The sequence below is a fragment of the Phormidesmis sp. 146-33 genome (assembly GCF_052939515.1).
Genome location: NZ_JBJPHU010000104.1, coordinates 1 through 24,120, shown reverse-complemented (window position 1 = coordinate 24,120; position 24,120 = coordinate 1). Strand labels below are relative to the sequence as shown.

Sequence of the window (24,120 nt, the reverse complement as noted above, 5' to 3'; positions counted from 1 at the left end):
AGGGGGCTGCCTGGAGTGATCGCCACAGCGAGGGATTTCATCGAATTCACGTCCTGTTAGACTATCTCCAGTTTCTCAAGGTTGGTTGTCAGGCTGTGAAAATTCTTCTGGTCGAAGATGATGAGGGCTTTGCTGAGAGTCTGAGAAGAGTTCTGATCGAACAAAACTACTGTGTTGATCTGGCGGCTGATGGGCAGTCTGGGTGGGATCTTGCAGAAGCGTTTGAGTATGATCTGATTTTGCTCGATCGCCAATTGCCCAAATTAGATGGCATTCAGTTTTGTCAACGGCTGCGGCAGCGCAAAGATTCTACGCCCGTTCTTTTTCTCACCGCTCAAGACTCCAGTTACGACAAAGTGGTGGGGCTGGATGCGGGGGCTGATGACTATCTGGCCAAGCCGATCGACCTTCAAGAACTGCTGGCCCGAATGCGATCGCTCTTGCGTCGAAGCAGTGTGCCTGTATCCGTTCTGGCTTGGGGAAAACTTCAGCTTGACCTCAAGGCTTGTCAGTTTACCTACGCAGAGGTGCCGCTATCTCTGACGCTCAAAGAATATGGGTTGTTAGAGCTTTTTTTACGCAATCAACAGCGCATTTTTAGCCAACAAGCTCTGATCGAGCATCTCTGGTCACTCGAAGCAACCCCCACCGAAAATGCAGTCCGCGCTCACATCAAAAGTCTGCGACAAAAGCTCAAAAAAGCGGGATCTGGGGATTTAATTGAGACGATTTATGGATTTGGCTATCGGCTAAATGTTAGAGAACTGGACTCGATCTCTTCGAGTTACCCGCAAGGGGTCGCTTCGAGTTACCCGCAAGGGGTCGCTTTAAGTGACCCACCAGAAGTTGCCGTCTCCAAAGCATTCAGCACTGCGATCGCTCCAGAATTTTCGGCAGTGTGGCAACAGCATCGACAGAAATATCTCGATCGCGTTCAGATTCTCAACCAAGCTGCAACTAATCTCAAAACCGGAACGCTGAGTCCAGATCTTGAGCAACAGGCGCTTCGAGAGGCTCATACGCTGATCGGGTCGTTGGGCAGTTTTGGGCTAGACAAGGCGGCGGATCTGTCTCGTCAAATCCAAGAACTGTTGAAGCAGATTTTGAGCGATGATTCCTTGCGGATGACTCCAAGCAACCCCTTGCGGGTAACTCGAAGCGACCCCTTGCGGGTAACTCGAAGAGATCGCAGTAAAATCACTTTGCTCAACCAGACGGTGAATGCCCTACGAGAAACTTTGTTAGCGGTGACGATCGTCGCTCCGGTTTCTATGCAGACAACTCCCTCCGAAGGTCAGACGGCTCGATTGTTGATTGTCGATGATGATGTCGCTCTAATCGATCAGCTAATGGCCAGTTTGAGCGCGGGGACTCCTCTCTGGAAAATTGAGGCGATCGGGGCGACGAGTCTGGCAGAGGCGAGAGAAATCATTCAACAACAGCCGCCCGATGTGATTTTGCTTGATTTGAGCTTTCCTGACTCGATAGAAGATGGGTTTGGGCTGCTCGCAGAAGTGGCTTCCTTCATTCCAGTGATTGTATTTACGGCGAGTGAGGGGTTTGTCGATCGCGTCCGGGTAGCCCGATTGGGAGGACGCAGCTTTTTGCAAAAACCAATTTCATCCAGTCAGGTGATAGCCACCGTTGTCCATGTGCTGCAACAATCAAATCAGACACAAACAAAGTTGATGATGGTCGATGATGACCCGCAAGTGCTGGACTTTCTCCGCACGATCCTTCAGCCCTGGGGGTTTCATCTCACACTCGTCGATCAGCCTCAACAGGCCTGGCAATTGTTAGAACAAGTCAACCCCGATCTTCTGATTCTCAATATTGAAATGCCAGGGTTAAATGGAATTGATCTCTGTCAGGTCATTCGCAACGATCGCCGCTGGGATGCTCTACCTGTCCTGTTTTTATCTGCCCACAGCGATAGTCAAACGATCGCTCAAGTCTTTGGCGCGGGAGCGGACGACTACGTGAGTAAGCCGATCGTCGAATCAGAACTCGTGGCGCGGGTCTTAAATCGTCTGGAGCGGGTGCAGCTTTTACGGCAGTTTGTTGCTCAGACCCCTAACTTTATAAATTCTGACGTTTACAAATTTTAGTTTTCCAGAGGTGCTTATGATTACGTTACCATCATTTGATTTGAATTTTAGGGTTCAAAGTCTGCCTTTTTGGTCAAGCGGATTGGTGATGGCTGGCGTGGTCTTCTCAATGGAGCGCTTACAATCTTTTGAGTCTATAACGCCGATTTTATTTGTGTTGATGATTGTGGTGATTGCGCTGAGTTCCAGTCTGAGCAGTCTGCGATCGGGATTAGTCAGCGCAGCAATCTGGGCGATTTATTTAATCTATCACTTTTTCGTTCCGATTAATGTTGATGTTATTCCTCAAAGTTTTTCACAAGCGATTTCAGAAATTGCGCTAGTTCTGGTGCTGGTGCTGGTGCAGGGTCGTCAAAAAGAGCGCCACGATCGCCTCACCCAAGCTCTACGTCAACGCTCCGATCAGTTAGACCACAAGGTTCGCAGTCGCACGATCGAACTGGCTCAGGCCAATGATTTACTCAAAGGGCAGATCGACGATCGTGAAACCACTCTGCACAACCTTCGCCAAATCGAAGCAGACTTACGCCAAAGTGAAGCTCGTTTGTTGTTGGCGCTCCAGTCTTCTCAAATGGGCATTTGGGATTGGGACATGACGACGGGAAACATCACCTGGTCAAGCGGACACGAACAGCTATTTGGGTTAGAACCCAACACCTTTGACGGACGCTACCAAACCTTTGACGATCGCTTGCATCCTGACGATCGAGACTCGCTCAATCAAGCCGTCGATCAAGCAATTCACAACCACAGCACCTATCACCATGAGTTTCGCGTAGTTTGGGAAGATGGCAGCACTCACTGGATCGCAGGCAAAGGACGGGCACTCTACAACGACGTGGGACAAGCCATCAGAATGACGGGAACGATCGTAGACATCGACGATCGCAAACGAATGGAACTCGCGCTCCAAAAAAGTCAGCAGCGCTATCAAATCCTGACCGAAGTCTCTCCCGTGGGCATCTTTCACACCGACGAGATCGGCAACTGTCTCTATGTCAACGATCGCTGGAGCAAAATTGCGGGAATCTCCGCCTCAGAAGCGCTGGGTGAAGGCTGGGTAAAGGCACTGTATGCCGACGATCGCTCGCAGATATCTGAAGCATGGTCTCGATCGGCGCAACAGCATCGCCCATTTCGTCAGGAATATCGCTTTCAGAGTCCAGACGGCACGATTACCTGGGTGTTTGGGCAAGCCGTCGCGGAGAAGAATTCGATCGGAGCAGTTGTCGGCTATGTGGGCACAATCACCGATATTACCGACCTAAAGGCCGCAGAAAGCCAGCTTCGACAACTCGTTTTGCGCGAACAAATGGCCCATGCTCAGGCGCTGGCTTCTCGACAACAAATCACCAACATTTTAGAGAGCGTCACTGATGGGTTTGTTTCGCTTGATGCTGACTGGCGCTACATTTACGTCAACCGCAAAGCTGGAGAAATGCTCGATCGCGCTCCCGAAGCTCTGATCGGCAAAAACATCTGGGAAGTCTTTCCCGAAGGCATCGGACAGCCGTTTTATCGAGCCTATTATCGGGCAATGGCAGAACAAATTCCCATCCAGCTAGAAGAATACTATCCGCCGTGGGATCGCTGGTTTGAGAATCGCATTTATCCCTCTGCGACAGGGCTGGCGATCTTCTTTCAAGACACCACTGACCGCAAGCGCATTGAGGCCGCCCTCCAACAGGCCAACGAGGGATTAGAACTCCGAGTCGAAGAACGCACCGCCGAGTTAACCGATGTCAATCATCTGCTTCAACAAGAACTACAAGAGCGCCAAAAGGCAGAAAAGGCGCTGCGAGAAAGTCAGGCTCTATTGCAGGCGATTATCGACAACTCCCCGGCCGTGATTTATCTGGTCGATGCCCAAAACAAGATTTTATTAGTCAATCGGCAGCACGATCGCGTCTTCAATTTACCCAGCGAACACTTTGTCGGCAAAACGATCGATGAGGTGTTTCCTTCAGAGGTGGCGGCAACGTTTAATCAGCGCAATCAGGCCGTGTTAAAAGCGGGACAGCCGATCGAGTCTGAAGACGACGCGCAGCATTTTGATGGCACCGTTCACACGTCCCTTTCGGTGCGATTTCCGCTATTTGACGAAGACGGCACGGCTCAAATGGTCTGCGGCATCTGTACTGACATTACCGAACGGGCGCTGATTGCTCGGCTCAAAGAGGAGTTTGTTTCTGTCGTCAGCCACGAACTGCGAACGCCGCTGACTTCCATTCACGGAGCGCTCAATCTTTTGTCAGAAGGACTCGTCGAGCCACAGTCAGAATGGGGGCAACGGATGATTGCGATCGCCGCCAATGGGGCCGATCGCCTGGTGCGGTTAGTCGATGACATTCTCGATCTCGAACGCCTGGATTCAGGAAAGATCAGCCTTTCCATTCAGCCCTGTAACTTAGCGGATCTGATGACTGCGGCGATTTCGCTCATGCAAGTTATGGCGGATCAGGCTCAAGTGACGCTTTCTGTTTCTCCGCTCTCGGTGCAGCTTGATGCAGACGGCGATCGAGTGATTCAGGTGTTAACCAATCTCCTCAGCAACGCGATCAAATTTTCGCCTCAGGGTGAGACGGGGCGATTAGATGCCAAACTGCAAGACGACTCGATTTTAGTCCAGGTCAGCGATCGCGGACGAGGCATTGCAGCCGACCAACTCGAAGTCATTTTCGATCGCTTTCATCAAGTTGATGTCTCCGATGCCCGACAAAAAGGCGGAACCGGGTTAGGACTGGCCATCTGTCGCAGCATCATCCAACAGCACGGCGGTCAAATCTGGGCAGAAAGCACGATCGGATCAGGCAGCCAGTTTTCTTTTACATTGTCGATCGCGCGTGTTTGAGGGTCAGGGTTCAATCGATCGCCGTTAAACAAAACGGATATTTAGACAAATTCACCGCTCACTTTCTCCTCTCTCATGTCCAAAACAATCTTAGTAATCGACGACGACGACGGTGTACGCGACATTATTCAGTTTGGCTTAGTTGCGGCGGCGGGTTGGGGTGTGTTGACGGCCGCATCGGGTCAAGAAGGCATTATTCAAGCAGTGACTTATCAGCCTGATGCAATTTTGCTCGATGTGATGATGCCCAACCTGGATGGCGCTACCACCTTTCGGCAGCTACAAGCCAATGAAAAAACACGGCACATTCCTACCATTTTGCTAACCGCAAAGGCCAGCATCAGCGAATATCAACCTCTCCTGGAACTGGGAGTCAAAGGTTGGATTGCCAAGCCCTTTAAGGCAAAAACCTTAGCCGCTCAAATTCAAGCAATTTTGAAGTGGGATTAAAAAATGTTGTGACAGCAAAAGGAATGCTCGATCGACTTGGCTAACAAAACTCTTCTCCAAACAACTCGCTTTGCAATGTGAAGGCAGAGTTCGTTTTCATAGACGTGGTGCCAATTTTGGGGAACTTCGAGACAATATTTCTCGTTCAAAGTCCCTCACTGGTGGGGGATTTAGGGGGCTGCCCGGATTGGTAACCGTAGCGAAGGATGATCATGGAATTCACGTTAAATTTAATTCGCCAGCTTTATCGAATTGACGCTGCGGTTTAGATCTTGTCGATCGCTACACATCCCGATCAAACGCGCTTCGTCTTTCTATTCACAAAATATTCACATTCTTCATTTATTTTAATAGGTGTGGCTTACCTTGTGTAAAAAACGCAGGTCAATTTGCCTTTGAGAAAACGCTCCGAAGTCTATTAATAACCCCATTCAAGGTGTAAATTGACCGCTAGAGAAGCCGATCATCCTAATAGGAATTCGGCTTTTTTAGTACTTTAAATTACTGTAAAAGTATCCATAAAATATCTATATATTTCACAAAGTATTCACATTCATTCAGTATCTTTTAACTAAACTGACATATTTCAACTTGCCCTATCTCAAACAGAATTATGGACTTTAACCATCAACACCTGCCTCAAAAAAACGGAGGGATATTGAACAAAATAGACAATCCCCCTTTAATTTTGATTGCTGAAGATGAGGAAATTATTCGTCTAGCGATCGCCGAAACTCTCAAGCAAAATGGCTATGCAGTCGTCGAAACCGAAAACGGCTGGGATTGTCTCAGAGCCTTCAAAATCTTTCGGCCTGATCTGGTGATCCTCGACGGTCAAATGCCTCAAATGGACGGCTTCACCTGTTGTCAGATCATTCGGACTTTCTCATACTGCGTGCCGATTTTAATGGTCACAGGTCTACATTCCGCCGATTTTATCGATCAGGCTTTGGCTGTTGGAGTCACCAGCTACTTGACTAAACCTGTTCCTGCCAAAGCGCTAATTCAGCGTGTCTCCAGTCTTCTACAAGCCAAACGGTCGAGCTGCTCAATAAACAGTTCTAATTAATCATTCTAATTAATAGCAAGTTGTTAATTGGTGATTGTCTTCATCTCTCATTCCCTACTGTGACCTTACAAACTACTCACGCTTCAATACTTACACCATTGGCCCCGCTAGTTTTGGTGACAGACGACGATGCAGTGATGCGGTTGGTTCTATGTGAAGCAATGCACCAGGAAGGCTATCGGACGATCGAAGCAGAAAATGGCTTTGCGTGTTTAGAGTCCTGTCGTCGGTTTCGGCCTGACTTGATTTTGTTGGATGCGGTGATGCCAGAGATGAATGGGTTTACCTGCTGTCAAGAACTGCGATCGCTCACCCCCAACCTCCCGATTTTGATGGTGACCAGCCTCCAGACTTCGGAAGCGGTCGATCAAGTTTTTGCAGTCGGCGCAACGGACTATATTAGTAAGCCGATTCATTGGGCTGTCTTGCGGCAGCGAGTTCGGCGACTGCTTCAAGCGCATCAGGCGACTACCGAATTGCAGCATCGTAACCAACAAGTTCAACAACTCACGACCCAGTTAGAATCACAAATTCAGGAACGCACGACTCAATTAGAACAAGCTCTCAAATTTGAGTCTACGCTCAAGCGCATTACCGACAAAGTACGCGACTCGCTTGATGAAAAACAAATCCTTCACTCTGCGGTACAAAAATTAGCCCGGAGTACTGGTGTACAAGCCTGTGACACTGCTTTGTATGATTTGAATCAAAAGACTTCTACGATTTACTTTGAGTATGTTTCTTCAGATTTGACGGCGGCGCAAGGCAAGGTTGCCCATTTCGATAGGCTGCCCTGTGTGTATGAGGCAATGTTAGCGGGAAGATCGGCTCAGTTTTGTTTGATCGCACCTTATCCAACGCTGATTCGCACGATCGCCTATCGATTTGCAATTTTGGCCTGTCCACTAATGGATGATCAGGGCGTGTTGGGTGATATGTGGCTGTTCAAACCCTGTGATGAAACGTTTAATGATCTCGAAATTCGACTCGTGCAGCAAGTGGCCAATCAGTGTGCGATCGCGCTACGCCAATCTCGCCTCTATCAAGCGTCTCAACAACAAGTCAAAGCCCTAGAAAAGCTGCACCACCTCAAAGACGAATTTTTAAGCACCGTTTCTCACGAGTTGCGATCGCCGATTGCCAATATGCTGATGGCTATTCAGATGTTAGAGTGCGTTCTGACTCAGGTTAAACTGCCTGACCATCAGATCGAACTGTTTGATAAAAGTACAACCTATCTCAAGATCCTCCGCAGTGAATGCAATCGCGAAGTTCATCTAATCAACGATCTGCTCGACCTACAGCGCCTCGAATCGGGACAGCAGCGCCTCACCTGGGAGTTGATTGATCTAAGAGAGTGGATTCCGACGATCGTGGAGCCTTATCGGATTCGTGCCCAACACCGTCAACAAGGTTTGCAGTTTCACCTCGCAGATTTGCCCCCGCTGTATGCTGACCCCATCAGTCTCGGTAGAGTGTTGTCAGAACTGTTGAACAATGCCTGCAAGTACACACCACCAGGCGGAACGATCGCGCTCTCGATTCATCTAACTGAGGCAACTAAAATAGATTCTGCAATAGAGTCTACCAAGCCATTTTCTCCTCAAATCCTACAACTAAACATCAGCAACTCCGGGTCTGAAATTGCTGCGGTTGAGCTTCCCCGAATTTTTGATCAATTTTATCGAGTTCCCTGTAGCGATCGCTGGCAGCAAGGCGGGACAGGTCTGGGGTTAGCGCTAGTTAAGCAATTAGTCCAACATCTCAAGGGTCACATTTGGGTTGAGAGTGCCCAGCAGAAAACCTGCTTTACGATCGAGATCCCGTTAGACAGTAGACATTAGATGCTAGACATGATTGACTGACAAATCTTTTCAGGTAGGTTGGGTAGAGCCTTGCGAAACCCAACGATTGCTGGGGTGTTGGGTTTCATGCTTCAACCCAACCTACGAAGTTATTTAGTTCGTGATCCTTAGCGAGCGGTAGGATTAGGAGGAGTCGCTACCGGAACGCCCCGAAAAGGATTGGTCTGAGGAACGTCTAAATCAATGCGATCTAGACTTTCAGGAACTCGCAGCCTCACACTTACATTGACCGCCTGATCGGGACGTAGATCGTACAGCGAGAAGGTCTTGCCAAAGGGCGATCGTGAGTCAAGGGTTGGATAGCGTTCATTCGTTCTAGAGTTGATCCCCTTGACCTCGGCGAGGTCGATGTCACCCACACCAGGGACACGATCGCGCAGCCGATGAATTCGCATTTCCACATTAACGATGTTAGAGTCTCCTGACCCGTCCGCCCGTCGCACCGAGAGCAGTTCCACCTCGCCCGCACCCCCGTAAGCAGACTGCACAAAGCGCCCCGGTTCTACCCGACTGATGGCAGCGGGCGTGATCAAGCGATTGCCCAAAGTCGTCAGGTCACGTTGTTGAGCCGCTTGCGCTTGACGGTTCGGAGGATTGAGAACCGCCTGCACTTCTTGTCGTGCTCGAACGCCTTGAATCACCGCCACACTGCTAAAGAAAAAAGCCAGCGTTGACAAGACTAAGGCTAACCCTGACGCAACATCGGTTGCTGCATTTGATGTAGAACCTGACCCCTCCTCTCTAACACCACCAGAGCGAACAGGACGATCGAGATCCCGTTCCTGAAGTTTAGACCGTTCAACAAGGTTACGCTCTTGAATCATGGGGTTCACCCTGAGTATCGTGATCCCTTCATAGTAGGGTCACACCCCTCATAGATATTCCTACCCTAAGAGAGATTTACAGATCAAAAATCTGCTACTTTTGCTACAGATTAATTTGTGTTTTTAGTAGCGAAAACTGAAGACACAATGCCGATTGTGCTCAACCTCTCACCCGTTGCCCCGTCTTTCTGCACCATGCCCATCTCTCCTTTTTCTCGTCTGCTGGTGTTGAGTCTTACGCTGATCTTGCAGCCAGTGCGGACGCTGGCCGCTCCTTCGACGCTCTGCCCGACTCAACTGCCCGCGGCGATCGATAGGATTTTGGGTCATCCTGATTTTGCACGATCGCGCTGGGGGGCGTTGATTCAAACTGAGGATGGAAAGACGCTGTACGATCGCGACGCTCAACGTTATTTCATTCCTGCCTCTACAACCAAACTGTTGACCACGGCGGCTGCGCTTGACAAATTGGGAGCACAGTTTCGCATTCGCACTTCAATTTATGGCATTCGTTCTCAGACGGGATGGGTGTTGCGAGTGGTGGGGCGAGGTGATCCGACGCTGACAGATTTGCAGTTGGCGAGGTTGGCGCAGCAGTTGAGTCGGCAGGGCATTCAGCAGGTTGAGCAATTGACGGTGGAAGACTCTGATCGCAGCGACCCGATTTCACCAGACTGGACGGTTGAGGATGCTCAAGCAGGATATGGGGCCCCTGTGAATCGTTTGATCGTCAATGGGAATGCGATCGGGCTGAGTCTGATTCCGCAAGCGATCGGTCAACCGCTCCGGGTGCAATGGGATGACCCCAACGACAGCAAAGGCTGGCAAATTGAGAATAACTCTGTCACAGTTGCGGCCGATGCGCCAGAGTCCCTGGACGTGGGACGCGATCTCAGCCAGCCGATTCTCAAAATCAGGGGACAGTTGCGAGTGGGCGCGGCTTCAGAATCTGTGTCAGTGGCGATCGTCAATCCTGCTCAAAACTTTCTTCAACAGTTGCGGCAAGCGCTAGCAAAAGAGAAGATTACGGTGAAACGGGCGGTCGTGGTCACTCGTCCCGATGCCGCTACAGGTTCAGAAGTGGCGTTTGTCGAGTCACCGCCCTTGTCCGCCATTCTCAAAACGACAAATCAAGACAGCAACAATCTGTATGCAGAATCATTGCTGAGACTGCTGGGCACAAAAGACAACACTACGACGATCGACCAGGGAATGACGACGCTCATTTCAACTTTGAAAACGCTAGGTGTCAACTCATCCAGTTTTTTGCTGGTCGATGGGTCAGGATTGGCGCGTCAAAATTTGATCAGTCCCCAAGCGCTGGTGCAAACTCTACGGTCGATGTCCAGGCATCCTGCTGCTAGTATCTATCGATCGTCTTTGCCCACCGCCGGGGTTAGCGGAACGCTACAAAATCGCTTTCGAGGCACCGCTGCCCAGGGAATCGTCCAGGCTAAAACAGGAAGTCTCACTGGAGTGTCAGCCCTTTCTGGCTACCTGGCTCCTCCCAACTATTCGCCGATCGTCTTTAGTGTAATCGTCAACCAATCTACCAGTTCGGCAACGGTGCAGCGAGAAGCGATCGATGAGGTTGTGTTGTTGTTGACAAAGCTACGATCGTGCAACTGAGCAACTTTCAGCCACCAAAGTCACAGCCACGCTTTGACCCCTATTCGCTTTACAAAGTCCTTTAGCAACAAGCGATCCTGAACAGTCAGCAAAAAATAGAATGTGCAAGAAGCGGGCGGCGAGAATCGAACTCGCATCATTAGCTTGGAAGGCTAAGGTTTTACCACTAAACTACGCCCGCGTGACCTTCTTACAAAGGCGAATACTAGAATAACACGATTTTCTGCAAAGAGATGGCATTGATTCAAAACAGCTTCCAAAACAACAGTTGCTTACTTCACAACCTGAATCCGCACCGGAACCACCCATTCGCTGAACTGAGCCTTGTTGACAGCAGCCGTCTTAAAGGTGACATCAAAAGATAACGACTCAAATATCTTCTTGACCAGGCTATTTAGCCCTACATCACTCATCGAAGTTGAATTGATAAGAACGCTTGATTCGGTCACTGTACCGTTTTCCCCTACCACAAACTGAACTTCTAAATTCAGAACTTGCCCCGGCGAAAGTTTGGAGTCAGAAGGATAGAGGATGGTAATTTGCTGCTGTGCGTTGCCTCTGAGCTTTGCTGTTTCTGCTTGTCCGCCGATTCTAGTGAACTCTGTCGGTCGAAGTTGTCCAGCGGCGACTTGAGCCGTGATCGTCATCTCAGTAGATGGTAAACCCTGCCCTGACGTGATCGGCCCTGAAGGCGGATCGGTCTGAGTTCCACCTGTGGGAGATTGAGGAGGCTTGGGCGGACTGTCTGAGTCGCCAGAAGGCTGTGCGGGATCAGTCTGAGTTCCACCTATGGGAGGTTGAGATTTGGGCGGGTTGTCTGGATCAGTTGATGGTTGAGCCGGATCGGTCTGATTCTCGGTCGTGGGAGGTTGAGAAGGCGTTGGCGGCTGAGGAGGACTGGACGGATCAGCTTCATCCTCTACAGGGGGTGGGTTTGGGGTGACAGGCTTAGGGAAAATCGGTTTTGTGACAGCAGGCTTTTGAGGCGATGGCAAGGGTTGAGAGGGTAATCGCCGTTCTTGAATGGGTCGAGGAAACGGACTGGGGACGATCGTCGGCTGAGTCGGTTCTGACGATTGAATCGGAGACTTTGCACCAGAGGAACTTTCTAGCGGAGCCGACGTGACTTTGGGTGCCGTCACGCTGACCCCTTGAGCAGGCTTACCCGAAGATTTGGGCGAGAGGTCAACCAGTTCGATCGGTGTGGACGACGCACTCGATTTGACCGGAGCGACGCGCACCAAAAACCAGCGCCCCGATAGCAAAAACAATAAATGAACCGCTAACGAACCCGCCAGCACTGCCAGCCAAAAATTGGGAGAGTCCTGAGGTCGTCTCAGGCTACCAGAAAAGTCGGGGGACGATTGCATGGGGTGTCGCCGTACTAGAAAGTCAAATTCATTCTAGTCGCTGGCAAGGGGATGAGACGAGAATAAAAAACTGTACCCACTCATCTGCTAAGACGGCTTACGGTGATCGCCAGCGTAGGGATCGATCGAGAAGGTCAGCACCGTTTCATCCACCCCTTTAAGCTGTAGAGGACTGACTTTGGTGATCATTTCTTCGTCCAGGTAGTCAGCAACCGCAGCCGAAACGAGGATCGAGTCTGGTTCGGCGGCTTCCTGGATGCGAGAGGCAATATTCACACTGGGGCCGACTGCCGTATAGTCTGCGCGTTCTTCTCCTCCAAACATACCCACGACGGCCGTTCCCTGATGGATGCCACAGCGAAATTGGACTTTGCTGATCCCTTGGGTTTGCCAGCGATCGTTGAGTTCGTCGAGTGATCGATACATTTGGCGGGCAGCGGCGATCGCACGTCTCACCTGTTCATTAGGAGTCAATTCTTCGGGCGCTCCAAAGATGGCGAGAATCGCATCCCCCATAAATTTATCAACCGTGCCGCCATTGTCAAAGACAGCGCGAGTCATGCTGGCTAGATATTCATTGAGCAACTCAGCGACTCGGCGCGATCGCAGCGTATTTGACAACTGAGTAAAGCCAATGATGTCGCTAAATAAGACAGTAATCATCCGAGGTTCGGGGCGCAGATCGAGGGTGAGTTCTCCTTTGGCAGCCCGCTGTACCAGAGAAGGCGGCAAAAAGCGCTTTAGCACCGACTCGGTTAAGTAAGTATTGAGTTGAGCCACGCGCTGTTCGTTTTCTTTGAGGGCGAGGAGATTACGAACTTCGGCCAGCAGTTCTCGATCGTTAAACGGCTTTGACAGGTAGGCATCTGCACCTCGTTCGGCTCCCTCAATGCGCGTGTCTTCGTCGGCTTTGGCGGTGAGTAACACGATCGGCGTTCCTTTCAGGGTTTCATCGTCGCGGATCAGGCAAATCATATCCAGACCGGAGACGATCGGCATCATCAAGTCGGTGACGATCAAATGGGGGCGATGGGTCTGGGCTGCCTCAAAGCCTTCTGCCCCGTTGCGGGCTGTCCAGACGTGGTAGCCTTGCTGACGCAAAATCCCAGAAACGTAGGCGCGCAGATCGGTGTTGTCGTCCACGACTAGAATCTGTCGAAGAGTGGCATTTTCCAGCTTTTGAGGGGAGTCTGCTGGCTCAACAGGAGAGGGTTCAAAATCGTCAAGCAGTTCGATTTCCAAATCGGCGAGTTCGACGGAGGCGCGGCTGGCTTGCACTTCTACCTGGGTTTCGACAATTTGCTCGATCGGCAGGTGGTTCATCCCAATCTCAAGCCGGACTGCTACCGTGGTGCCTTCGCCGTAGGTTGATTGAACGGTAATCTCGCCATTGTGCAGTTCGACCAGTTCTTTGACCAGGGCCAGTCCTAATCCAGTGCCTTCATAGCTGCGATTGGCTGACCCCTCTGCCTGACGAAATCGCTCAAACAAAAATGGAATTTGATCAGGACGAATGCCAATCCCCGTATCAATGACTTGCAGGAGACAGTGGGTGCCATCGCATTTGAGGACGATTTGAATCTGCTTTCCGGCTGCCGTAAACTTCATGGCGTTAGACAGCAGATTATAGAGAACCTTGTCAAATTTTTCTAAGTCTAGATAAACCGGAGGGCACTCGCTCAGATCCGTCAGCAGAGTCAACCCTTTTTTCTCGCAGTAGGGACGAAAAGAATCGACGATCTGAGTAATAAATTTGACTAAATCACAGGGATGAAACCTGGGCTGCATTCGGCCTGCATCCAACCGCTGAAGGTCTAAAAGCTGATTGACCAATCGCAACAGCCGCCGAGAATTTCGCAGCGCGATCGTCGCCTGGTCATGGTTCAATCCCTGCTGTTGAGCGACGGCCGATTCGAGCGGGCCCACCATCAGCGTCAGGGGCGTTCTAAACTCGTGGGAGATATTTTGAAAGAACTCGGTTTTTTGGCGATCGAGCATCAACAACTGTTCGGCTTGCTGACGGGTTTTTTGATAAAGGCGAGACTGCTGAACGGCGATCGCAGCCTGAGCCGCCACCGATTGGGCGAGTTGAATCTCAGACGCTTTCCACTGTCTGGCGTATTGATTTTGTCGTAAAGAAATGCTGCCAATGATTTGACCGTCTGAGACCAGGGGTACCACGAGCAGCGCACGAGCGGGATTGCGAACAGTTGATTCGGCCAACATTTCCGGGTGTTGAGCCAGATCATTAAGCACCACAGGCTGCTGAGTAGCAATCAATTGTTGAAGAACCGGGTTGCCTTCGATCGGCACGTTTGACTGAGGAAAATGGCGTTGAGAAGAGTCAGCCGCCCCCAGATCCGTCCCTTTCCAGTCGGGATCGTGTAAGCCGACCAATTGGACAAATTCGGCATCCTCTGTCCACAGAGAAAGCGCGCAGCCATCCACATGAAGCGCCTGCCCCAACTGCTGGGTAATCGCCGCAAAAATCTCTTGGGGATCAAGACTAGAGCGAATCGCCGAAGTAATCGTATTGATCAGCGCCTCTCGTTTGGCCAGCGCCCGGACTTGCTCATAGGCATGGGCTTGAGACAGGGCCAGCGCCGCTTGGTCAGCCACCATACTAATGAGTTCGACTTCATCTTGTTGCCACTGGCGATCTTCGCCACACTGATGCAGCGCCAAAACCGCCATGAGTTCTTGCTGACAGATCAAAGGCACGATCAAGCTCGATCGAATCCCCGAATCCTGATAAGCTTGCCGACGCTGAAAATCGGTCTGAATCTGCTCGTCCGCCGTCGCGTCTTGAACCACCGCCACCCGATCGAGGTGCCAAACCGTTTGAGACAGATCAGGGCGCACGGCTTGAGTGAGATTTAATTCAAGATTTTCTTTCCAATAGACAAATCCTTCATCTTCCATCTGTCCAGCTTGAAACGGTCGGAGCACCCCACAGCTTACCTCAAACATTTGCCCAACCGTTTCGACGATCGTCTGCAAAATTTGTCGGTAGCTGAGGGCACTGCGAATCGTATTCGTCACCGCATTGAGCAAAGATTCTTGACGCAGAGTGCGCCGTAGTTCTTGAGTTCTGGCTTTGAGGACGTTGTGGGTATCAGCAGCCTGACGGACAACTCCCTTCAGTTCCTCATCATTCCAGGGTTTGGTGACATATTTAAAGACTTTGCCAGAGTTGATGGCTTCGACGAGATCTTCAACGTCGGTGTAGCCTGTGAGAATAATCCGAATAATGTCAGGATACTGAGTAGCCGTCAAGCTGAGAAACTCAGTTCCACTCATCAATGGCATCCGCTGGTCAGAGATAATGACTGCCACGTCGCCTTCGTTCGCCAAAATGTCTAGTGCAACCGGGCCGTTTTCTGCCCGCAACACCGTAAACTCGCGATGAAAGGTGCGATACAGCAGGTCTAAGTTGTCTGGTTCATCATCGACAACGAGCAGTTTTTGTTTTGTGACACGCGATTTCATGCAACACGCTCCTGCTGCGCCAGATGGCTCAATCCTGTTTGAGAAGGCTGGCAAACCAAAGACTGCCCGACTACTCTACTGATTTTGCGTCTCTCGGTGGCCGACATGGTGATTTTACTGATGGTCGGTTTGGCGATCGTAGCACCCCAAAAAATGGCTCTCCAACAGTGAATTAACTCAAGGGCAACTCGCAGGTTTGGGCCAGGCGTGTCTGGTTGCAGTCTCGCCATCAAGCCCGTTTTATAAGCAATAGCCTCTAATACCAGAAGATCCAAGATAATCCACCAACCCAATCCTATCTACTCAAATTGCCCTCAACGAAATGCGTTCTAACGCAGACTAACAAACTTATGTGATCGAGATCGCACCCTGCTCGCTTTTTGATCACTGCACAAGTCAGCTCGTTTCGCGTCAGCATCGATACATGCACCTATAAGAGTATCTCCGCTTAACGTTATTACTGACTAGAGAAATTTGGTCAATTTTAGATTGGGCGAGACGGCGATGAGGAAGAGCAGCAGGGTAACCCAAGAAAACGCTGTGAATAGTGGATGAGGAAAAAATATTAATCGTTTGTACGCTAGGGGTATCATTAAGTTTATGATGTTGCCGAGTTGTGAGTGAGGTGAGGAATGTTCTGAAGTATTTGCACTTTTCTAAACTCTACACACATTGAAAGTTTCTGGTGATTCTTTGTGATTGCCCTCCATATCTTTTACACATCTTTTGCCCTGAGTTTTGACTATGCGATGTCCTTTTTGTCAGCATCCCGATAACCGAGTTCTTGAGTCTCGATCGGCAGAGGCGGGCCAAAGTGTCCGGCGGCGGCGAGAATGTCTCAAATGTGGGCATCGTTTTACCACCTATGAGCGGATTGAGTTTGTGCCAGTGATTGTGCTCAAGCGAAATGGGGAACGAGCGTCATTCGATCGCTCCAGGCTGCTTCGAGAGTTGGTGAGAGCCTGTGAAAAGACGCAGATTGAGGAACGGCAGATTGAAACCGTGGTCGATGAGATCGAGGCCGAACTGCAACAGCGCATCCTGCGAGAGGTTTCTAGTGCCGAAATTACTCGACTGGCGCTGCAACAGTTGCGAGAGTTGAGTGAAATTGCCTACATTCGATATGCCTCGATCTACTGCCAGTTTGACGGAATTCAGGATTTTGTGGGGGCGATCGAAGCGTTGCCTGATCGAGTTGAACCTGTGAAAGAGCAATCTGCGTCTAATGATGCGATCGAGTCGTTACCAGAGATTGATTCGGTCACTCGGTAAAAAAGTCTAGATTTGAGCCAGAAGGTAGTCCTTTAGATTTATTTCCCATCCTTTTTAAGTGAATTCGATGATCATCCTTCGCTACGGTTGCCAATCCGGGCAGCCCCCTAAATCCCCCACAAGTGAGGGACTTTGAACGAGAAATATTGTCTCAAAGTCCCCCAAAATTGGGGGGTTGGGGGGCAGAAGCGCTGAGCAACGAAGCGAGAGAACTCCAGCAAATTCCCGTCCTTTTTAGCATTCGCTTCTTGCATAGCAAACGATACAAATTTTCTCTCTTGGGTCGAGTAAGATAGTTGGGTCTTCTTGATACGCTATGAAAATCACTTAGGGCACAGGCTCTGGCTTGTCAGTCCAGACTGAATTTATGTCTCAACCCACTCTTTTTAGCCAAATTGAGACAACGCTCCAGAGAGAGACGATCGGGCAGATCCGCGTCGGTCACCATCTCTTATCCATTGGCTCAGAACATGGTGCGCTGCTTGGCACTGCTGAAGAACAATCTTTGATCGCCGCCCCTCAGCCAACGCCACTCGTGCAGGTGCCGCGTGCTTTTGTAGGGCTGTTGGGTCGGCAGACGGAAATTGAATCCGCGATCGCTGCTCTGCAAGCTCATCAGACGGTGGAATTTTATGGAGAATCAGGAGTCGGCAAAACGGCCCTGTTACGCCATCTGTCTCATCATCCCCAGGTCACGACTTCTCACGCCGACGGCATTCTCTATCTCCAGGGGCACCCTGCGATCGGCGATCGCCTGCAATCTCTATTTGACACGTTCTACAACTGCCCTACGGTTAAGCCCGCAGCCGATATTCGTCAGGCCCTCCAGGACAAAGAGGTGCTTGTTTTAGTAGACGACCCTCAACTCAGCGCTGACCATCTGCAACAACTTATGGCAGTCTTGCCCAACAGCACCTTTGTGATCGCGTCTCAGACTCGGCGATTTTGGGGAGAAGGCCGGGCGATCGCTTTAGAAGGACTGTCGTTAGAAGAAAGTTTGGTGCTGATAGAGCGAGAATTGGGGCGACCGATTCCACCCGAAAATTTTGAGACAGCCAAATCAATCTGGCATCTCCTCAAAGGACATCCTCAGCGACTGTTGCAGGTAGCCGCCTTGATTCGAGAAGACAAAGTTGCCTTTGTACAGGTGTTGGATCATTTGCAAGAAGGGGCAGAGCGATCGCTGACTCGAATGATTTTGTCAGCTTTGCCCAAAACTCAACGCTGGATCGTGGCGGCTCTGGTAGCGATCGGAGACGTGGGATTATTATCTGAGCAAATAGCTGCTATCACTGGGCCGCCCAATCCGCAGGCAAGTTTGCAGGCTTTGTTGCAGCGTCATTTGATTCAGATGAATGGCTACCGCTACTGTCTGTCGTCTAGTCTGAGGACAATTTTGCAAGACGACTTTAACCCGACTCCCTGGATGGAGCGGACGCTAACCTATCTGATTCCCTGGGCAGAGCGACACCAATCTCTCATAGAAGCGCTGTTGACGGAGCGTGAAATTATTTTACTCACTTTGCAGTGGGCGATCGAGAAGGAGCGTCATCTAGAAGCGCTGAAACTGGTGCGATCGATCGAGGGCGCTCTGGCGCTTGGCAAGCAGTGGGAAACCTGGAGGCGAGTTCTCCATTGGGGCTTGCAGGCTGCCTGGGCTTTAGAAGATCCAGCGGCGGAGGCGTGGGCGCTTCATCAATTGGGGACGCTGGCACTCTGTCAAGAAGATGTGACGACGGCCTATGATGGTTTGTCTCAAGCGCTGGCGCTGCGATCGACAATTGACGATCCGATCGGTTTGATGGTTACCCAACACAATCAAGAGCATCTCAAAGCGACGACTCTACCAACTGGACGCTCTCAATTTTTGATCTTTGGGAGTCAAGTCAGAGTTTATGTAGCGTTGGGCATCATTGCTTCAATCGTGTTTGGCATTTCGGGGCTGGTAGGAGTGGCGATCGCTAACCGACTGGGACAGCCCTCTGTAGAAACAACCGTCACGCCTAATCAAATTCGATAGATCGCAAATAACGTATTGTTCCGTCAGTTCGACAAAGTTTTTTTGCTTCGTTGCTCAAATCTTCTTCTCCCCAGACCGCCAGTTATGGAAGACTTTGAGACAAGATTTTCGGTTTAATATCTCTCACTGATGGGGATTTAAGGGGATAACCTGAATCTGCAACCGACGTAAGTCACTTCTGTCGAGCTGGCGTTAACTAGCTATTCACAAGTGGCGGCAAAGGCTGGAGTCTTCAAGCCAAGATACTGTTGCCAAAATGGAGTCGATGTCATCTCTTGAGCGGCGTTCTTCCAATCTGTACTGGCCGTTGACCATCTTTGACGACCCTGGGCAGCAACTTGAAACCATCTTGTTAACAGCTTTACACCCGCCAACTTGTCTATTTCATCTTGATTTGCATAAGTCCGACTAAGCTTTAAGATATTGACGTGAAAGACATCAGGTTCAGACTTTGTAATCAGATCTGGCCCTTTTAGATAATCTTCAAACGCTTGAATTAACATCTGGGACCGATCGTAATCAGGTTTCGTCAACGCAAGAATGATTTCTTTGGTAAAGTTGCTGACTGTGTAGGTGTAGCTTGGCGCAAAGTGAATGGCATATGTGATCAAGTCATTGCGGAAATAGTAGTAGGTTTCCCAATTCAAATTTTTAGCAGAAGCCGGAAGATGCCACACTGCCATTGAGGGAAAAGTGACGATCGGTACCCCCAACGCTCTCTTAGCTCTCATACAAAACTCTACATCGTCCAGCTTAATAAAAAGTGGCAGCGGCAACTTCAGCTTGTCAACGATCGCTTTAGAAAAAGAGCAAAACCAAAATCCTCCATAGTCTGCATCTTCTTCAATTAGTAGGCGATTGAGAGAAGCAGGCGATCGCAGATCGATATTATGGTTGAGAGGCGTTAGAGAACCCGAAGCACCCTTCGTTTTGGGACTTTCATTGTAGGTTGCTCCGGCTTCATATAACATATGCTTTTTGTTTAAGTTGAGTAAGCCACCTGCAACAATAAACTCGGCTTTTGCATATCCATGTAACGCAAATAGTCTATAAATACTGCCGCTTTCTAACTCGATGTCATCATCCATTAATAGAAAGTGAGAGTAGCTGCCTTCTTCTAACGCTTCAACTAACCCTCTTGTAAAACCACCGCTGCCGCCTGCATTTTTATTAGGAACTAGCTTTAGTTTGGGATCTCCAAAATTGCTTTTATCTAGCGTCTGACCGTTATCTACTACAAATACTTTAAAGTTCTGCTCTTGCAGTGATTTGTCTTGCAGAATATTATTTAGCGTGTTTTTGATATACTCTTCTTTCTTGAAGGTACAGATCACGATTCCAAGAGACACTTCTCTTAATTTTGGCTCATCCGTTGCGATCCAGCCCTCTGCAAAGATGCCTCGATCGCTCAAACAAGTGATTTCAAAGTAGATTCTGCCTGCGCTTTCGTTCTGAAGGAGTTCGATCGGTTGCAGTTTAATCGGATCAGAAAGCTGGCACTGCTTAAATGTTTCCTGAAAGATAGTTTCTTTTGCATCTGTTCCGTTAACCTCACGGTAAAGAGAAACCTGAAAATCTCCTTCTAGTTTTAGTGTGTAATAGATAGAGCGGAGTGTTGTATATTTAACGTAGTATTTTTCATAAAAAGAATTGAAGTAGGAGCTTGAAGAAACGGTTCCTCCCTGCCTGAGTACAACTTGGCTTTCTTCTTGATCAGCGATCGAAGCCGCTTGATTCCATTGAAGATATAAGTCAGAAGTATTGGCTAATCTAGGAAACTTTATTACACTGATAATGTTCATAACAATCTACCTGACGTTCTCCGTAAGTCAATCTCTTTCACCTGTCTATTAACGTTAGGAAAGAGTAATCGAAATAGACTCATTCCTTCGACTGATTTGGCTTGGTCAAGGCGTTTTGGTGAAACAGGTTGAGATATTTTAAGAAAGTAAGTTTAAGAAAGTAAGGGCGATTGTGACAGTAGCTCAATTAAGTCAGGCATTTGCTCAATGATGAAATGGGCCCCTGCCGATCGCAGCATTGAAGCACGACTACTACGTTCACTTTGGTTGATGTGCGTCCCGCCAATATAGCCAACGACTTGTGGAATTTTAGCCGCCACCGCAGACTTTACTCCGCTGATTGAGTCTTCAACCGCTACACAGTGCGAAATGTCAGCATTCAAAGCCTTTACCGCATAGAGATAGATGTCTGGCAAGGGCTTGGGTCGTCGGGTAGAGAGAGAATCATGAGCGCTAAAGATGCGATCGTCTGGAAAATAAGCAGTCAACTCAGAAGCCGCCAGACAAGCACTCAATCGCCGCAGACTACTATTACTCACCAGGGCAAATTCAATAGTTTGATCGCGCAGATCAGACAACACCTGGGGCGTTCCTGGGGTAGCTCTCGCTTCTATTGTCAGGTGATCGATCGCTCGGTTTTCTTCTTCGATGACAAGTCGCTCCAGATCAGTTTCAGTGAGTGCAGTGGGTGTGTCTGCGTAGAGTAGCGCCAAAATGTCTCGATAAGGCTTGCCCGCAAAAAGTTTGACAAACTCTGGCAGATCATAAAACTTTGCGCCAGAAAACGCTTGAGCTACCTCAGTCGTTAGCTGCCAGGCACTCTTAAGCGCAATGATTTCGCTATCGACAACCGTGCCATCGTGGTCAAACAGCACCACTTTATGCGGCTGAAATGATTGCATCCTGTAAACGCTCCTCACTGTAGTATTTGAGTGTTGCTAACAATCCATGAGCCTGAAGATCTTGCAGGGCCTGATCACAGTCGCGATCGAGCGCCTCTGTGCATTGATCCGGTGTTAATCCAACAATTTGACTGAACGCTGCGCCTGACCGAATGGCAGTTAGTACCTCTAGTTTGTCCTCAACAGCATAGTCCTTACCCGACTCGATCGCGCGCTCTTTAACGACAAGCATCCAGGCAGCGATCGGGAGAATCAGACGCTTTAAGTTAACGGTCTGGCTGTGGGCATCTTGCAGGATCGGAACAATGTATTTGCCTAGTTTTCTGGAGGTTTCTGCTGAGATGCGCTCGATCGTATCGGGGAGTGCTTCGTTACTAAATCTAAGTAGCACTTGTTCCTTGTACTGTTCGCACATCTGATGAGGTACGGGGGTAGCGGCGGCGATGTCGTCCATTAAAAGTTGAGTAAATAAGCGAAATTCTGGTAGTCTAACCGCCTCATGGACATACTCAATCCCGGCTCTGACCGCTAGACAAGCAATAAAGGAGTGTACAGCATTCAAAAACCTCGACTTCATATACAAAAAGGGCGTAATGTCGTCGGTCATGATCACCCCCGTGTCTTCCCAAGTGGGACGATCGCCTTTGAACTTGTCTTCTACCACAAATTGCCAAAAGGGTTCTGTGACGATCGAGGCGCGATCGCTAACTTGCAGCAGTCGGCGAGGATAGTCTGCGTGAGACTCATGCGCTTGAGGCACAATTCTATCGACAACGGTGTTGGGAAAGGTTGCTCGCTCACGAATGTAGGCGGCAAGTTGAGGATCAATCCGATCAGCATAGGTCAACACAGCCTGTTGTAGAATTTCGCCATTTCTGGGCAGGTTGTCACAAGACAATGTGGTGAATGGAGCAATTCCTTGATCACGGCGGCGACGGAGAGCTTCGACAATAAAGCCAATCGCGGTAGTAGGTGTGGAAGGGTTGTTGAGATCATGCACGATCGCGGTCTGAGTTGTATCGAGATGAAACCGCGAATCTAGACAATAGCCTGCCTGGGTGATAGTCAGCGTCACGAGATGTACCGCAGGCGACTCCATCAAATTTAGAATGTAGTCCTGGTCTTTTGTCCCATCAACAATTTGATTAATCGAGCCAATCACCTCTGCTGACTCATAATTTTCGTCACAACAATGGCGCTCGATCAAACTGTAGAGAAAGTTTTGGGGTTGTAGGGTTGCGATCGTGCGACGGCTCTTGAGACTCACTCCACAGATACCCCATCGTTGGTCTTGAAACCGCTTTTGGATCAAATAGTGATGAATGATCCGGGCAAGGTGTCCTCTAAAAAAGCGACCAGGGCCAAAATGGACAACGCCCGTACTCAGTGCTCTGCGATTGTAGGGAGACTGCTGATCCCATAAGTCAGTGAGCGTATTGAGCGAATTCTCTGAATGTCTAAAGCGAGTAACTGGCGAAAGGTAAGTGTTCATAACATTCTTTACAAGGCAGGTATCAACTGTGAGAGGTCGTGTCAAGGAGAGCGTTAAACTCTTTTGAAACACTGCCGCTTAATTGGCTGTCGGAGGACTGGAAGAGTCAGCGATCGCGGTCAATGTTTTTTGAGGTTGTCTAGAAAGCAGTGAATTCTCTCGATCAAGCGGGGTGAGCAGTTACAATCCAAAATGACTTGATAACCAGCGTGGATTAAATCCTTGCAATTAGATGCTGAAATACTTTCAGAATGATCGATTGAGTCTAAGCATCCGCAGAAGACGACTTCAAATGTCTGGCTAATTTCACAGTTTGTTATTTACATTCCTTGCTAATTACTTTCCTCGACAACTTAATTGAGTCTTCTTATGGTATTGACGATCAATTACCTCTGCTATCTACCGTTAGTCAAATCTATAAGGTTTAACAAATGAATCTTCTATACCAAGCTCTGTTACACATCGAGTTTGAAGTAGTTTTCATCAATCTAGATTGGTTAAATTCTTTCTACAGAAAGTTGACTCAATTTCTATAAAATTCTTCAGAGTAGATAGCCGTTAAACTCTAGAAATCGGCTTAATTGCCACCCATGCCAGCACAATAAAGCTTCAGCGAAATAAAGAGGTCTACCATCTGACTGAGTAGCTGTCTGGTTGTCCTCCCTCGTTTGTCAGAGGAGAGAAACCACAAAAACCTCTAAGCTGATCCTTAATGCATTAAAAACGCTAGATCCTCCTAAAAAGGGAGGAACCGAACCAAAGTTAACCTTTTTGATGCAAAGTTCCCCTTAAGAAGGAGAATTTAGGGAGGTCGAAATTCGGCAATCAATGAAACAATCTCAATTTTCAATCACTGACTCTACAAAAGTGAATTTTGTTAACGTCAGTTCAATGAACGCTTCGCTTCGCTTTTAGATCCAGGCACGCCCCCTAAATCCCCCACGAGTGAGGGACTTTGAACCAGAATTCCTCTCTGA

The 24,120-nt window shown here is 49.2% G+C and carries 15 protein-coding genes and 1 tRNA gene; 8 read left to right on the top strand and 8 right to left on the bottom strand.

Annotation, left to right across the window (positions count from 1 at the left end; all coding sequences use genetic code 11):
• From ACJ2PR_RS28045 to ACJ2PR_RS28025, 5 genes are all read left to right on the top strand, one after another.
• On the top strand, positions 1–2,108 hold a 2,108-nt coding region (locus tag ACJ2PR_RS28045; protein ID WP_446879438.1), incomplete at its 5' end, for a response regulator.
• A 16-nt stretch (positions 2,109–2,124) separates the two neighbouring features.
• Positions 2,125–4,959: a PAS domain-containing sensor histidine kinase gene (locus ACJ2PR_RS28040; RefSeq protein ID WP_446879437.1), complete on the top strand. Its 2,835-nt coding sequence runs from the start codon at positions 2,125–2,127 to the stop codon at positions 4,957–4,959.
• Positions 4,960–5,034: 75 nt separating this feature from the next.
• On the top strand, positions 5,035–5,409 hold the full coding sequence (locus ACJ2PR_RS28035; protein ID WP_446879436.1) for a response regulator: 375 nt from the start codon (positions 5,035–5,037) through the stop codon (positions 5,407–5,409).
• Between the two features lie 613 nt (positions 5,410–6,022).
• Positions 6,023–6,478 (top strand): response regulator, encoded by a 456-nt coding sequence (locus tag ACJ2PR_RS28030; RefSeq protein WP_446879435.1) that lies wholly within the window; start codon positions 6,023–6,025, stop codon positions 6,476–6,478.
• A gap of 59 nt (positions 6,479–6,537) precedes the next feature.
• On the top strand, positions 6,538–8,322 hold the full coding sequence (locus ACJ2PR_RS28025; protein ID WP_446879434.1) for a response regulator: 1,785 nt from the start codon (positions 6,538–6,540) through the stop codon (positions 8,320–8,322).
• Between the two features lie 128 nt (positions 8,323–8,450).
• Here the strand turns inward: ACJ2PR_RS28025 and ACJ2PR_RS28020 are convergent, their stop codons facing one another.
• Positions 8,451–9,167, bottom strand: a complete 717-nt coding sequence (locus ACJ2PR_RS28020; RefSeq protein WP_446879432.1) for a hypothetical protein — start codon at positions 9,165–9,167, stop codon at positions 8,451–8,453.
• A gap of 147 nt (positions 9,168–9,314) precedes the next feature.
• Between ACJ2PR_RS28020 and dacB the strand changes: the two genes are divergently transcribed.
• A complete protein-coding gene (gene dacB, locus ACJ2PR_RS28015) occupies positions 9,315–10,796 on the top strand; it encodes a D-alanyl-D-alanine carboxypeptidase/D-alanyl-D-alanine endopeptidase (protein ID WP_446879431.1) in 1,482 nt (493 codons plus the stop codon).
• A 110-nt stretch (positions 10,797–10,906) separates the two neighbouring features.
• On the opposite strand, the gene ACJ2PR_RS28010 is transcribed toward dacB, so the two are convergent.
• The 4 genes from ACJ2PR_RS28010 to ACJ2PR_RS27995 all read right to left on the bottom strand — a co-directional run bounded on the left by ACJ2PR_RS28010 (position 10,907) and on the right by ACJ2PR_RS27995 (position 15,930).
• Positions 10,907–10,977: transfer RNA gene (locus ACJ2PR_RS28010), tRNA-Gly, on the bottom strand.
• 91 nt (positions 10,978–11,068) lie between these two features.
• A complete protein-coding gene (locus ACJ2PR_RS28005; protein ID WP_446879429.1) occupies positions 11,069–12,166 on the bottom strand; it encodes a hypothetical protein in 1,098 nt (365 codons plus the stop codon).
• An 87-nt stretch (positions 12,167–12,253) separates the two neighbouring features.
• Positions 12,254–15,655 (bottom strand): response regulator, encoded by a 3,402-nt coding sequence (locus ACJ2PR_RS28000; protein ID WP_446879428.1) that lies wholly within the window; start codon positions 15,653–15,655, stop codon positions 12,254–12,256.
• A complete protein-coding gene (locus tag ACJ2PR_RS27995) occupies positions 15,652–15,930 on the bottom strand; it encodes a hypothetical protein (RefSeq protein ID WP_446879427.1) in 279 nt (92 codons plus the stop codon). The genes ACJ2PR_RS28000 and ACJ2PR_RS27995 overlap by 4 nt, the downstream gene beginning before the upstream one ends.
• Positions 15,931–16,399: 469 nt before the next feature.
• Between ACJ2PR_RS27995 and nrdR the strand changes: the two genes are divergently transcribed.
• The gene (nrdR, locus tag ACJ2PR_RS27990) at positions 16,400–16,927 is read left to right on the top strand and encodes a transcriptional regulator NrdR (RefSeq protein WP_446879426.1); all 528 of its coding nucleotides are present in this window, start codon (positions 16,400–16,402) and stop codon (positions 16,925–16,927) included.
• 367 nt (positions 16,928–17,294) lie between these two features.
• Positions 17,295–18,947 (top strand): hypothetical protein, encoded by a 1,653-nt coding sequence (locus ACJ2PR_RS27985; RefSeq protein WP_446879425.1) that lies wholly within the window; start codon positions 17,295–17,297, stop codon positions 18,945–18,947.
• Between the two features lie 200 nt (positions 18,948–19,147).
• Here the strand turns inward: ACJ2PR_RS27985 and ACJ2PR_RS27980 are convergent, their stop codons facing one another.
• The 3 genes from ACJ2PR_RS27980 to ACJ2PR_RS27970 all read right to left on the bottom strand — a co-directional run bounded on the left by ACJ2PR_RS27980 (position 19,148) and on the right by ACJ2PR_RS27970 (position 23,143).
• On the bottom strand, positions 19,148–20,749 hold the full coding sequence (locus tag ACJ2PR_RS27980) for a glycosyltransferase family 2 protein (protein ID WP_446879424.1): 1,602 nt from the start codon (positions 20,747–20,749) through the stop codon (positions 19,148–19,150).
• A gap of 152 nt (positions 20,750–20,901) precedes the next feature.
• The gene (locus tag ACJ2PR_RS27975; protein WP_446879423.1) at positions 20,902–21,651 is read right to left on the bottom strand and encodes an HAD family hydrolase; all 750 of its coding nucleotides are present in this window, start codon (positions 21,649–21,651) and stop codon (positions 20,902–20,904) included.
• Positions 21,629–23,143 (bottom strand): mannitol dehydrogenase family protein, encoded by a 1,515-nt coding sequence (locus ACJ2PR_RS27970; protein ID WP_446879422.1) that lies wholly within the window; start codon positions 23,141–23,143, stop codon positions 21,629–21,631. The genes ACJ2PR_RS27975 and ACJ2PR_RS27970 overlap by 23 nt, the downstream gene beginning before the upstream one ends.
• Between the last annotated feature and the right edge of the window lie 977 nt (positions 23,144–24,120).